Source organism: Ruegeria halocynthiae (assembly GCF_000743705.1).
Taxonomy (GTDB): domain Bacteria; phylum Pseudomonadota; class Alphaproteobacteria; order Rhodobacterales; family Rhodobacteraceae; genus Ruegeria; species Ruegeria halocynthiae_B.
Genome location: NZ_JQEZ01000006.1, coordinates 39246 through 51671, shown reverse-complemented (window position 1 = coordinate 51671; position 12426 = coordinate 39246). Strand labels below are relative to the sequence as shown.

Annotated in this window: 12 protein-coding genes; 4 read left to right on the top strand and 8 right to left on the bottom strand. The window is 59.3% G+C overall.

From position 1 onward, the window contains the following. Positions 1 to 30: 30 nt before the first annotated feature. Both rpsU and JT51_RS18745 read left to right on the top strand, forming a co-directional pair. Positions 31 to 237, top strand: a complete 207-nt coding sequence (gene rpsU, locus JT51_RS21600) for a 30S ribosomal protein S21 (RefSeq protein WP_005614280.1) — start codon at positions 31 to 33, stop codon at positions 235 to 237. 309 nt (positions 238 to 546) lie between these two features. Beyond that, complete coding sequence (locus JT51_RS18745; protein ID WP_037316537.1) at positions 547 to 1695, top strand: CAP domain-containing protein; 1149 nt, start codon at positions 547 to 549, stop codon at positions 1693 to 1695. A 50-nt stretch (positions 1696 to 1745) separates the two neighbouring features. On the opposite strand, the gene ppk2 is transcribed toward JT51_RS18745, so the two are convergent. Continuing rightward, the gene (ppk2, locus tag JT51_RS18740; protein WP_037316875.1) at positions 1746 to 2663 is read right to left on the bottom strand and encodes a polyphosphate kinase 2; all 918 of its coding nucleotides are present in this window, start codon (positions 2661 to 2663) and stop codon (positions 1746 to 1748) included. Positions 2664 to 2908: 245 nt separating this feature from the next. Then, the gene (locus JT51_RS18735; protein ID WP_037316872.1) at positions 2909 to 3367 is read right to left on the bottom strand and encodes an Lrp/AsnC family transcriptional regulator; all 459 of its coding nucleotides are present in this window, start codon (positions 3365 to 3367) and stop codon (positions 2909 to 2911) included. A gap of 136 nt (positions 3368 to 3503) precedes the next feature. Here JT51_RS18735 and ald point away from each other — a divergent pair, with 136 nt between their 5' ends. Continuing rightward, the gene (gene ald, locus JT51_RS18730) at positions 3504 to 4622 is read left to right on the top strand and encodes an alanine dehydrogenase (RefSeq protein ID WP_037316534.1); all 1119 of its coding nucleotides are present in this window, start codon (positions 3504 to 3506) and stop codon (positions 4620 to 4622) included. 192 nt (positions 4623 to 4814) lie between these two features. On the opposite strand, the gene JT51_RS18725 is transcribed toward ald, so the two are convergent. After that, positions 4815 to 5621, bottom strand: a complete 807-nt coding sequence (locus JT51_RS18725) for a mechanosensitive ion channel family protein (protein ID WP_037316532.1) — start codon at positions 5619 to 5621, stop codon at positions 4815 to 4817. A 214-nt stretch (positions 5622 to 5835) separates the two neighbouring features. Here JT51_RS18725 and JT51_RS18720 point away from each other — a divergent pair, with 214 nt between their 5' ends. Next, complete coding sequence (locus tag JT51_RS18720; protein ID WP_037316529.1) at positions 5836 to 6534, top strand: glutathione S-transferase family protein; 699 nt, start codon at positions 5836 to 5838, stop codon at positions 6532 to 6534. A gap of 60 nt (positions 6535 to 6594) precedes the next feature. Here the strand turns inward: JT51_RS18720 and JT51_RS18715 are convergent, their stop codons facing one another. The 5 genes from JT51_RS18715 to pheS all read right to left on the bottom strand — a co-directional run bounded on the left by JT51_RS18715 (position 6595) and on the right by pheS (position 12361). After that, positions 6595 to 7044 (bottom strand): YtoQ family protein, encoded by a 450-nt coding sequence (locus JT51_RS18715; RefSeq protein ID WP_037316526.1) that lies wholly within the window; start codon positions 7042 to 7044, stop codon positions 6595 to 6597. 183 nt (positions 7045 to 7227) lie between these two features. Continuing rightward, positions 7228 to 9624, bottom strand: coding sequence for a phenylalanine--tRNA ligase subunit beta (pheT, locus tag JT51_RS18710; RefSeq protein WP_037316522.1), 2397 nt, complete (start codon positions 9622 to 9624; stop codon positions 7228 to 7230). A gap of 78 nt (positions 9625 to 9702) precedes the next feature. Next, positions 9703 to 10506 (bottom strand): alpha/beta hydrolase family esterase, encoded by an 804-nt coding sequence (locus JT51_RS18705; RefSeq protein WP_200876122.1) that lies wholly within the window; start codon positions 10504 to 10506, stop codon positions 9703 to 9705. Positions 10507 to 10832: 326 nt separating this feature from the next. Next, positions 10833 to 11264: a hypothetical protein gene (locus JT51_RS18700; protein WP_037316519.1), complete on the bottom strand. Its 432-nt coding sequence runs from the start codon at positions 11262 to 11264 to the stop codon at positions 10833 to 10835. 23 nt (positions 11265 to 11287) lie between these two features. Further along, positions 11288 to 12361, bottom strand: coding sequence for a phenylalanine--tRNA ligase subunit alpha (pheS, locus tag JT51_RS18695; protein ID WP_037316516.1), 1074 nt, complete (start codon positions 12359 to 12361; stop codon positions 11288 to 11290). Positions 12362 to 12426 lie beyond the last annotated feature (65 nt).

Genomic DNA, 12426 nt, shown 5'->3' with positions numbered 1-12426 from the left:
AACTCTATCTAGAAAGGTGGTGACAACCACATGCAGGTTAGTGTTCGCGACAATAACGTCGATCAGGCGCTTCGTGCCCTGAAGAAAAAGCTGCAGCGCGAAGGCGTGTTCCGCGAAATGAAGCTCAAGCAACATTTCGAGAAACCGTCCGAGAAAAAAGCGCGCGAGAAAGCTGAAGCGATCCGCCGTGCCCGTAAACTGGCACGTAAGAAAGCACAGCGCGAAGGTTTGCTCTAAGAGCTGCCCGCGACTCGTCCAGCTTTGGATGACACTATTTGACGACCCCCGAGGCATCGCCCGGGGGTTTGTCGTTTTCAGGGCTATGGTTTCGTGCCTGAATTCCGCCGACCGAAGGCACGGCTGCGCGACAATTTGCCATTTCCCTCTCAGCAGCATTTTGCCCGGCATTTTGCAGCGCAGCGAATCTCGTGACGGTAGCACGGCCCCGCCAAAACTCGCCTTGGACTTCGGCACCTCTATCAACCCCGGCAAAGCCCCCTGTAACTGGCCCCGTCTACACAGACGACACACCAAACGGAGGCTTTAATGTCGACTGCAAGTACGTTCGAGCAAGAAATGCTGACGCTCATCAACGAAGAGCGCACATCCCGCGGGTTGAACCCGCTGAAACTGGAAACCCGCCTGAATGACTCGTCCGAGGATCACAGCGCCTGGATGCTGGACACGGATAGGTTCAGCCACACCGGGGAAAACGACTCCAGCGCGACCGAGCGCATGGGAGATGCCGGATTCGAATTTTCCGGCAGCTGGCGGTCGGGCGAAAACATCGCCTGGCAGTCTGAGCGCGGTGCCGCCGGTATCACCGATGATGTCGCACAGCTGCACCAAAGCCTGATGAACAGCCCCGGCCACCGGGCGAACATCCTGAACCCGGACTTTGAATACATCGGTATCGGCATCGAAACCGGCGACATGCAAGGCTATGACGCTGTCATGGTCACCCAGAACTTTGCCACCACGGATGCCGCGGTGATGCTGGACAATGGCGGTGCAACACCTCCACCGGCCCCGGTTCCGCCCGTTGATGAGGTGGCAGAACCCGAAGAGCCGGTCACCGAAGAGCCCGACACCGATGTCACCGAGACAGAAGATCCGGCACCAGAAACGCCTGACACCGACGTCACCGAGGTCGAAGACCCGGAACCCGAAACACCCGATACCGATGTCACCGAGACCGAAGACCCGGCACCAGAAACGCCTGACACCGACGTCACCGAGACCGAAGACCCGGAACCCGAAACGCCCGATACCGATGTCACCGAGGTCGAAGACCCGGAACCGGAAACGCCCGACACCGATGTCACCGAGATCGAAGACCCGGAACCCGAAACACCCGATACCGATGTCACCGAGACCGAAGACCCGGAACCCGAAACACCCGATACCGATGTCACCGAGGTCGAAGACCCGGACGAGTCATGCTTCGATGTTGCGGCCTTCCTTGCCGAGATCGAGGAATTCGTCGAAGCGCTGCAATCGCAGTTGGATCAATTCGCATGGAATCGCGACACGGCCCCATCCGAACCTGCAGAGGATGATTTTGATCTGGTGATGAATGACAATTCCAGCCCGGGCGACGACGTCGTCTCATGTCTGGATATGGCAGGTGACGATGCCAACGACGTCATCACATTCAATGTCTTCAACTTCGACTGCATGATGGACGCCGCCTAACCGTCCTAAAGGGTGCGAGGCGGTTTGACTGCCTCGCATCTGCCTGCGTGTCAGTATATTTTTGGCACGTACAACTCATCCGGCAGAATACGGCGTTCGTATTCCGGGTTATATCGCCGGTCGGGCAGATTGACCTTGTCCTGCGGGACGTCCTCATAGGGGATTTTGGTCAAAAGGTGCTCGATGCAATTCAGGCGTTCCCGCTTTTTGTCATTGCCTTCGACGATGTACCACGGTGCCTCGGGGATATTGGTGCGAAAGAACATGTCTTCCTTGGCCTTGGTATAGGATTCCCAGCGAACGCGAGACTCCAGATCCATCGGCGACAGTTTCCACTGCTTCATCGGGTCATGAATACGCATGAGGAATCGCAGCTGTTGTTCTTCATCGGTAATCGAGAACCAGTATTTCAGCAAAATGATCCCCGACCGCACCAGCATCCGTTCGAATTCGGGAACGTCCTGAAAGAACTGCTCGACCTGATCATCCGATGCGAACCCCATCACCCGCTCGACCCCGGCACGGTTGTACCAGGATCGGTCGAAGAACACGATCTCACCGGCGGCGGGCAGATGCGGCACGTAGCGTTGGAAATACCACTGGCTTTGCTCGCGGCGGCTGGGTGCAGGCAAGGCCACCACGCGGGCCACGCGCGGGTTCAGACGCTGGGTAATCCGCTTGATAACCCCGCCTTTGCCGGCGCTGTCGCGGCCTTCGAACAGGATACACACCTTGGCCCCGGTATGTTGCACCCAGTCCTGTACCTTGATCAGTTCGGCCTGCAGGCGCAGCAGATTGCGGAAATAGACCTTGCGGTCCAGCATGTCGGGGTGCTGATCCTTGTAAATCTTGCGGACTTCCATCGAGAGCATGGGCTCGCTGAATTCGATCTCAAAATCTTCGTCCAGCGTGTCTTCCAGCTCGGCTTCCAGCCAGTCTTTGGGGACGTCGTTATGTTCGTAAGCCAAGGTCTGCTCCTTATCAATCACCGGGTTCGGACCGTACCGACGACGTGTAACCGCCTGATGTCATCAGAACAATTAATGACAATGCTTCCCTGGGCGGCGTCGCACAGGGCGGTACAGCATTTTGATGTGTGGTCTTTGCCCAAGTGTGACCCCACTAGCCATGGGATACAAGCGTCAGAATTGCCACATTGCCAACGGGTTGGCCTGATTGCGCAGACCACAGCGTCGGTGCGCGGGCGCCGCCGCTACACCGGCAACGCCGTGGTCTTGAATACCGTGCGCAGCGCGAATGAGCTTTGCATCTGCGCGACCCCTGGCAGCCGCGACAGGTACTGACGGTGGATGCGGGCAAAATCCTCGGTGTTTTCGGCGACGACCTTCAGGATATAGTCCGCCGTCCCGGCCATCAGGTGGCATTCCAATACGTCGGGAATTCGCGCGACTGCCTTTTCGAAGGCATCCAACAATTCTTCGGCCTGCCCCTGCAGGGTGATCTCGACAAACACGGTTGTCGGCACATTCATCTTGCGCGCATCCAGCAGCGCCACGTATTTGCGGATATACCCGTCCACCTCAAGCCGCTGCACGCGCCGGTGGCAGGCCGAAGGTGACAGGTTCACCTGTTCGGACAGTTCAGCATTCGACATCCGGCCATCACGCTGCAAAGCTGCCAAAATCTTTCGATCTGTCGTATCCAGGCTCATTGACGCACATTCCTTGCAAGATTTGAGAAGAATACAGAACAATTTCCCGAAAAAAAGCCCTTTTTCGGGCAGAGTTTCACAGAAATTGCGCCCCTGATTGCACATAATTTAGGCAGTTTAAGGATGGAGAGCCCAAATGAAAATCGGTTGCCCAAAGGAAATCAAGCCGCAGGAATACCGCGTCGGCGTGACACCCAATGCCGCACAAGAAGCCGTCGCGCGCGGTCATGAGGTGATCATCGAAACCGGCGCGGGGATTGGCGCTGGCTTTGACAACGATGCCTATATTGCGGCCGGTGCCCGGATTGTGGACACGGCAGAAGAGGTGTTTGCCACCGCAGACATGATCGTAAAGGTCAAGGAACCGCAGGCGGTCGAGCGCAAGATGCTGCGCGAAGGTCAGTTGCTGTTTACCTATCTGCACCTGGCACCAGATCCGGATCAGACCCACGACCTGTTGGAGTCGGGCTGTACCGCCATTGCCTATGAAACCGTGACTGACGCCAATGGTGGCCTGCCCCTGCTGGCACCAATGTCCGAGGTCGCTGGCCGTCTGGCCCCACAGGTCGGGTCGTGGACCCTGCAAAAGGCCAATGGCGGTCGTGGCGTGTTGATGGGCGGTGTGCCCGGTGTTGGACCAGCCAAGGTTGTCGTTATCGGCGGCGGCGTGGTTGGAACACATGCCGCCAAGATCGCTGCCGGGATGGGTGCGGATGTTACCATTCTTGATCGTTCGTTGCCGCGCCTGCGCTATCTGGACGACGTATTCGGTGGCACCTTCAAGAACCAATATTCCACGGCGGGGGCCACGGCAGAGCTTATCCAGACAGCTGACATGGTGATCGGCGCGGTGCTGATCCCCGGCGCGGCTGCCCCCAAACTGATCACCCGGGCCCAGCTTTCCACCATGAAACCCGGCGCGGTTCTGGTGGATGTGGCCATTGACCAGGGCGGGTGCTTTGAGACCTCAAAGGCGACCACCCATGCCGATCCAATCTATGAGGTGGATGGCGTCATGCACTATTGCGTCGCCAACATGCCCGGCGCTGTTGCGCGCACTTCGACCATCGCGCTGGGGAATGCGACGATGCCGTTCATGCTGGCGCTGGCGGACAAGGGCTGGAAACAGGCCTGTCAGGACGACCCACATCTGCTGGCAGGATTGAACGTACACGCCGGGCAGTTGACTTATTACGCGGTTGGTAAAGCACTTGGGATCGACGTGGTTTCGCCCAACGTGGTTATCAAGTCCTAAGGCTCTCCCGCCCCTGAAAGCGCCCTCTGACGAGGGCGTTTACAGCGTTGGGCCGGGCGCCGCGCCTGCGGCACGGCGCGGTCGACCATTGATCCAACGGTCCCACAAACGCAAACGGCGCCGCGCGATCAGCGCGGCGCCGGGCCCAACCGGAGGAGGGTATTTCAATGCCCGATCGACGGGCGGGAGGGATTACGCCTGTTTGTGAATCTCAACCGAATGCGGATAGGGGATCGAAACACCCTTGGCGTCAAACGCCTCTTTGACCGCTTTGGTGACCTCAAACTTTACGTCCCAGTAATCCGCTGCAGCGCACCACAGGCGCGCGGTCAGATCGACCGAGCTGTCGCCCAGATTGGTCACCCGTACCCACGGCTCGGGATCGCTGTGAATGCGCGCGTCCGCTTTGGCAACATCCAGAATGATCTGCATCGCCTCATCGGCGCTGTCACCATAATCGATGCCGAACACCAGATCGACGCGCCGCGTGTCATGAGCCGAATAATTGGTGATGATTGATCCCCAGGATTGCCCGTTGGGTACGATGATCTGGACATTGTCCGGTGTTACCAACTCGGTGGTGAACAGGTTCAAATCCTTCACGGTCCCGGCCGTGCCAGCGATATCCACATACTGACCCAGCTTGTACGGGCGAAAGACCACAAGCATGACACCGGCTGCAATATCGCTGAGCGTACCTTGCAGCGCCAGGCCGATTGCCAGCGACGCGGCACCCAGAATGGCGACGATACTGGTGGCTTCGATCCCGAAAATCCCCAGAACAGCGACCAGCACCATGGCCAGAATGACCCATTTGACCAAGCTGGCCACAAAATTGCCCAGCGTCGGGTCAATGTGCGGCGTCGCATTGATCCGGCGGCGCACCAGACCGGCAATTGCCCCGGCCACAATCCAGCCCAGGATCAGAACCACCAGCGCTTTGACCGCGCTTATGATCAGCGGGGCAAAAGCACCCACCTGTGTTACGACCTCATCCACGCGTATCTCCTTTCCACAACAAGAAACCCGCGTCTTTCACGCGGGGTTCCCCAATCTCTGAGCGAAAATCACAGCCTGGTCTAGGTGCCAGTTGCCGCGGTTTTCCCCGTTGTTCGCCAGCAAACACCAGCTGACCGGTTGTGCACAGCGCCGGGGGCTTACATGATCTTCGATCGCCCCCTACCTTTCATGCATCATCCAAACAGGAGCCCCCATGCTGGACAACAAGTCACACCCGATAATGGAGCGCTGGCCCGCGCAGTTTCCGGACAGGATTCAGCTGTACTCCTTCCCCACACCCAATGGGGTCAAGGCCTCGATCATGCTGGAAGAGACCGGTCTGCCGTATGAAGCGCACAAGGTCACCCTGTCCGACGCGGATGTCAAAAGCCCCGAGTTCCTGTCGTTGAACCCCAACAACAAGATCCCCGCGATCATCGACCCAGATGGTCCGGACGGTGAACCCCTTGGCCTGTTCGAAAGCGGTGCCATCCTGCTGTATCTGGCCGAAAAGACGGGCCGGTTTCTGGGCAAGACTGCGGCGGACAAATACCGTGTCATCCAATGGCTGATGTTCCAGATGGGCGGCGTTGGTCCGATGTTCGGGCAGCTTGGCTATTTCCACAAGTTCGCCGGTAGTGAGATTGAAGACCCCCGCCCCCGTGAGCGTTACATCAACGAGGCAAAGCGGCTGCTGAACGTGCTGAACCAGCAGCTTGAAGGCCAGGACTGGATCGTCGGAGAGTATTCGATCGCCGACATGGCAATCGCGCCCTGGCTGCGCGGGTTGGACTTTTACGGTGCAAAAGATCTGGTCGGATGGGACGATCATGCCAATGTGGCGGCCTATCTTGACCGGTTTCTGGATCGGCCCGCCGTTCAGAAAGGTCTGGTGACGCCCCCACGGGGCTGATCGCCGACACGCAGACGCAATCGGGCTTGCGGCTGATCCGGCCGCAAGCCTTTTTCATTTCTAACCCGGCAGTTTTCCGGTCAGCACATAGCGCAGGACTTCGACCACCTGCGACGGCTGCTCGGCCACGGCCAGCGCGGCGGCGTCGACCTCTTTCAGCGCGTGCTGATGATCGAGGCCATGCAGCACGATCAGTGATTTGCCCAGCGCCGCCGCATAACCCGCATCAAAGGCCGCGTTCCACTGTTTGTATTTATCGCCAAACCGGACAACGACCACATCCGCATCCGCGATACCTTTGCGCGTGCGAATCGCGTTGACCATCGCGCCCTTGTGGTCGTGCCAGTATTTGTTCGGCTCTGCGCCCAGAATGGCCACTCCGCAATCGTCACTGGCGTCGTGATCCGTGACCGGGCTGTTGAACGTGATGTCCAGCCCTTGCGAACCATCAATGATCTGCTCGCGCCAGTTGGTGTGAATTTCTCCGGACAGGTAAACGTTCAGGCCCATAGTCGTCTCCTTTGACAGTTGCAGCGACCCTAATTCGAAAGGTTGGACAACCCAATAGGCCACTTGGGAAAGGGTAATGTTCCTGATGCACTGATTGGCCCGATCTGCCGGCGCGATCAAACCAAAAAAGGGCCCCGCGTTCGGAGCCCTTCTGTTTCACGCTGTGCCGCGTTGCAGACCCGGTTAGCCGCGTAGAACGCCGCCCGTAGCTTTGGTGACCTTGGCGATGATCTTTTCGGCCACAGCCTCGATATCCTTTTCCTTCAACGTCGCATCCGACGGCTGCAGGCGCACGGTGATGGCCAGGGATTTCTTGCCCTCGCCGACACTGCCGCCGATGAATTCGTCAAAAACGCGCACATCCTCGATCAGCGCCTTGTCGGCACCGGCAGCGGCGTTCACCAGCGTCAGCGCCTCAACATCCGCGTCGACAACAAAAGCAAAGTCACGCTCGACCGCCTGCAGATCACGCAGTTCCAATGCGGCGCGGGTTGCGCCGGATTTGCGCGGCATCGGAACCTGATCCGGCCAGATGGTAAAGGCCATCGCGGGGCCTTTGATGTCCATCGCCTGCAACACGCGCGGATGCAGCTCACCGAATACGCCCAGAACCTTTTTCGGACCCAGACAAATCTTGCCGTGACGGCCCGGATGCCACCAGGCATCCCCGTCGCGCAGGATCTGCACCTTGGCCGGTGCGCCGATGGCGGCCAACACAGCCTCGGCATCGGCTTTGGCGTCGTACAAATCCACCGGGCGGGATGCGCCATGCACGTCCTTGGGACCATCGCGGCCCACCAAAAGGCCGGTGATCTGCATCTGTTGATCGCCGGGCTCGCCGTCATGGAAAACCGGGCCAACCTCGAACAGGGCCACATCCGCATATCCGCGTGCCTGATTGCGGGCGGCAGCCTGCAACAGGCCGGGCAGCAGATCGGGGCGCATATGGCTCATCTCGGACGAGATCGGGTTTTCCAGTTGCGTCGCCCCATCGCCACCACCAAACAGCGCCGCCGAGGCCTGATCGATGAACGTGTAGGAAACGCATTCGTTGTAACCCAACGCTGCACAGGTGCGTCGCGCCATCGACTGACGGCGCTGTGTCGGCGTCATCACCGGCTTGGGAATACCGTCGGTCACACGCGGCAGCGGTTTGCCCTGTAGCTTGGTCAGGGATGCAATCCGCGCGACCTCTTCCACCAGATCGGCCTCGCCCATTATATCGGGACGCCAGCTGGGGACATGGGCCATCTCACCTTCCAGACGGAACCCCAGTCGGGTCAGGGTCTGGCGCTGCTCGCTTTCGGGAATCTCCATCCCGACCAGCGACTGAACCCGGGCCGCATCCAGCTTAAAGGCCCGCGCGTGGTTCGGTGCCTTGCCGGCCTCGACGACCTTGGATGCCTCGCCACCGCAGATATCCAGGACCATCTGCGTTGCCTGCTCCAGCCCTTCCAGCGTGTATTCCGGGTCAACCCCACGCTCGAACCGGTACCGCGCGTCCGAGTTGATCTTGAGCGCCCGCCCCGTCAGCGCGATCTGCACATGATCCCAGAATGCGCTTTCAAGAAAGACATCCACAGTGTCCTCGGTACAGCCGGTTCCTTCGCCGCCCATGATCCCGGCAATGGATTCTGCGCCATTGTCATCCGAGATCACCATCATGCCGGGCTGAAGGGTGTATTCTTTCTCATCCAGCGCCACCAGCGTTTCGCCACCCTCGGCGCGGTGGATACGCAGGTTGCCCTGCACCTTTTCGGCATCGAACACATGCAGCGGGCGGTTGTGATCGAAGGTCATATAGTTGGTGATATCCACCAAAGCCGAGATCGGACGCAGACCAATCGCCTTGAGCTGATCCTGCAGCCACTGCGGGCTGGGGCCGTTCTTGACCCCCTTGATCAGACGGCCAGTGAAATGTGGGCAACCGTCCAGCGTATCCTCGTCGATCGACACTTTGATCGGGCTTTCGAAATCGCCCGGCACCGGCACGTAATCGCGCTGTTTCAGCGTGCCCAGCCCCCGCGCCGCCAGATCGCGCGCAATCCCTTCGACGCCCAGCGCATCGGGGCGGTTCGGCGTGATTGCGATTTCGATCACCGGATCGACCTTGGACGGCTCATTCTCGGCCAGCCAGTCGACAAAGCGATCACCGACCTTGCCCGAGGGCAGCTCGATAATGCCGTCATGTTCGTCCGACAGCTCCAGCTCGCGCTCGGAGGCCATCATGCCAAAGCTTTCGACGCCGCGAATCTTGCCGACGCTGATGGTGATATCCAGACCGGGGATATACATGCCCGGCTTGCAGACCACGACGGTGATGCCCTCGCGCGCGTTGGGCGCGCCGCAGATGATCTGCAGCTCACCCTCGTCGGTTTCAACGGTACAGACCCGCAGCTTGTCGGCGTCGGGGTGTTTCTCAGCATGTTTGACATAGCCCAGCGTAAAGCCCGACAGCCGGTCCGCCGGGTTGACGATCTCTTCGACCTCAAGCCCGAGATCGGTCAGCGCCTCGGTAATCTCATCGACCGAGGCATCAGTGTCGAGGTGGTCCTTGAGCCAGGAAAGCGTGAATTTCATCGCACGGGGCCTTTTTTGGCAATCATCCAGTCGGCACAGGCAATGGCAAAGAATGGCCCGAGGTGCAAGCGCCGCGCGTCACGGATAGCTGGGGGTGCGGCCCAAAAGCTCATCCAACTGCCGACCAATCCAGCCATGCGGGATGAAATGCCCGCCGGGATGGGTATCCAGCGTGACCTGCCCCTGCGCGCAATCAGTCCATTCCACCCGGCTGAGGGTCAGGATCGGCACCACGCTCCAATCCCCGCGCGGGGTGGGTGTGCTGCAATTGTATTTCTGCCGCCACAGGGCCACCGGATAGGTCGTATCACCGCCCGGACCAAAGGGAAAATCCATCACCGTATCGCCCGTTCCGTGCACATGGCGCACCTGCGCCGGGGCTTCGGGGCAATGTTCGGTCTGCCGGATACTGCCCGCAACCGCCAACAGCGCCGCCGTATCATTGCCCGACTGGCATACGAACCGCCACGCCATCGCGCCGCCAAAGGAATAGCCCGAGACATAGATGCGTTCCGGATCAATCGGGTACCGGCTGGCCACATCCCTAAGCACCCGGTCGGCGAACGGCACATCGCCCGTGTCCGAGGTCCAGAAATCCCAGCTTTTGCCCAACCCGTTTGGCGCAACCAGTAAAACACCCCGCAGCTTTGTCGCCCCGGCGATGCGGTCATGATTCACCACCACAGTCCCCTGCCGCGCCCATCCGTGGAAATGCAACAGCACCGGCAGAGGGCTTTCGCCGTCCCACCCATCGGGTTCCAGCACGTGATAGGATCGCTCGCCAACCTCACAGGCAGTATCGCCATGGCAGTCGGTTTTCCAAGGACCCATGGCAAGGGCCGGGGTTGCAGTCAGCAGTAGAAGAAGCAGTCGATAAATCATAGGCCGGAGCCTAGCCACCTGAAGCGCACTGTCACATAACATATTGGTGTAGGCCGGGCTTCAGCCCGGCATCCGACGCATGGTGGGCTGAAGCCCACCCTACAGGCAAACTCGCCTCAAGCCGCGCCATCGCCAGACCGCGGGGTGGCGATCCTAGGGATGTGGTTGGCACTTTATGTCAGCCAAATCCGTGCGCCGTTCGAGCGTTGCGCTGGCGGAGACAAATCGCCAGCCCGTGCGGGCGGTCTGGCGATAGCGCGGCGGCCTATCGGCCTTTGCTCCGCGCCTAATGCATCCAGCTTATTTTCTAAATCACGATGACAAGATTAAGGAGCGCCCCAATACATGATGGCCCAAGTTGTCAAAGCCGCAGAAACAACACTCAGAAAAACATACGGGACTCGGTCGGTCAGAGTTTCGAGCCAAAGTTCGATTGTCGTCTTGTCATACTTCTCGACAAACTCCCAACCCTCTCTGGTTAAACGGATATCTTCGTCTTCCACCTCGTAGGATGACTTATTGATACTAGTTTTCCACTCTACTTCTTTGTATTTTGACCGCTCAAGTAATCCTGAACGCCAAGCAAGAATCAAATAGTCTTCGAATTCAGGCCCGGAAAACTGATGAGCGGAGCAAATGGATATTCTTCCACGCTTGGATTGATGCACATGACCTTTTTTAACCCAAGCTTCAATAAGGCCATTGTGCTTCTTACCGTGAATCCCGGCCTCAGCTACTATAGATAAAGCCTGAGCCATAAGACCAGAACGGTATCTGAAACTCACCTACTCAAACCACCGTGCAGGTTCGGCATATCCAGCGCCGCGAACCCGTAGTGCCGCAGCCAGCGCAGGTCGCTATCAAAGAACGCCCGCAGATCGGGGATGCCGTATTTCAGCATCGCCAGACGGTCGATGCCGATGCCAAAGGCAAAGCCCTGATAGACGTCCGGATCAATGCCACCGGCGGCGATCACCTTGGGGTGGACCATGCCCGAGCCCAGAATCTCCATCCAGTCGTCGCCCTCTCCGATCTTCAGCTGACCGTTATCCCACGAACAGCGGATATCGACCTCGGCCGAGGGTTCCGTGAACGGGAAATGCGAGGCGCGGAAGCGCAGTTCGACGTCGTCGACCTCAAAAAACGCCTTCACGAATTCCTCCAGAACCCATTTCAGGTTGGCCATCGAAATGTCCTTGTCGATGGCCAGCCCCTCGACCTGATGGAACATCGGCGTGTGGGTCTGGTCATAGTCGGCGCGGTACACGCCGCCCGGACAGATGATGCGGATCGGCGCGCCCTGTTTCTCCATCGAGCGGATCTGCACCGGCGAGGTATGGGTGCGCAGCACATGCGGCGGGCGCTCATCGCCTTCGGCGCGGTGCATATAGAACGTGTCCATCTCGGCCCGCGCGGGATGGTGGCCGGGGATATTCAGCGAGTCGAAATTGTACCAGTCATCTTCGATGCGCGGCCCTTCGGCGACGGCGAAGCCAAGTTCGGCAAAAATCGCGGTCAGCTCCTCGGTCGCCTGGCTGATCGGGTGGATCGAGCCCTGACGGCGCGCGCGGGTCGGCAGGGTGACGTCCAGCCATTCGGTGCGCAGACGTTCATCCAGCGCAGCATCGGCCAAACCGGCCTTTTTGGCGGCAAGGGCCGAATTGATCTCATCTTTCAGGGCGTTCAGCGCGGGGCCTGCGACCTGACGTTCCTCGGGGGTCATCTTGCCCAGTTCGCGCATCTTCAGCGCGACTTCGCCTTTTTTGCCCACGGCGGCGACACGGATCGCCTCAAGCGTGTTCTCATCGCCGGCTTCGGCGATCTGTCCCAGATACTTTGCCTTAAGATCGTCCATGACGGTCCCCTGAAATTGGTCGAGAACCTGCTATCGGCCCAGCCACGTGATTGCAAGGCGGACGG

What these genes read in the sequence shown, in the direction of transcription:
- rpsU (WP_005614280.1), top strand. Translation starts at nt 31, where the DNA reads ATGCAGGTTAGTGTTCGCGACAATAACGTCGATCAGGCGCTTCGTGCC.
- JT51_RS18745 (WP_037316537.1), top strand. Translation starts at nt 547, where the DNA reads ATGTCGACTGCAAGTACGTTCGAGCAAGAAATGCTGACGCTCATCAAC.
- JT51_RS18735 (WP_037316872.1), bottom strand. Translation starts at nt 3,367, where the DNA reads ATGAGCCTGGATACGACAGATCGAAAGATTTTGGCAGCTTTGCAGCGT.
- ald (WP_037316534.1), top strand. Translation starts at nt 3,504, where the DNA reads ATGAAAATCGGTTGCCCAAAGGAAATCAAGCCGCAGGAATACCGCGTC.
- JT51_RS18720 (WP_037316529.1), top strand. Translation starts at nt 5,836, where the DNA reads ATGCTGGACAACAAGTCACACCCGATAATGGAGCGCTGGCCCGCGCAG.
- JT51_RS18715 (WP_037316526.1), bottom strand. Translation starts at nt 7,044, where the DNA reads ATGGGCCTGAACGTTTACCTGTCCGGAGAAATTCACACCAACTGGCGC.
- pheT (WP_037316522.1), bottom strand. Translation starts at nt 9,624, where the DNA reads ATGAAATTCACGCTTTCCTGGCTCAAGGACCACCTCGACACTGATGCC.
- JT51_RS18705 (WP_200876122.1), bottom strand. Translation starts at nt 10,506, where the DNA reads ATGATTTATCGACTGCTTCTTCTACTGCTGACTGCAACCCCGGCCCTT.
- JT51_RS18700 (WP_037316519.1), bottom strand. Translation starts at nt 11,264, where the DNA reads ATGGCTCAGGCTTTATCTATAGTAGCTGAGGCCGGGATTCACGGTAAG.
- pheS (WP_037316516.1), bottom strand. Translation starts at nt 12,361, where the DNA reads ATGGACGATCTTAAGGCAAAGTATCTGGGACAGATCGCCGAAGCCGGC.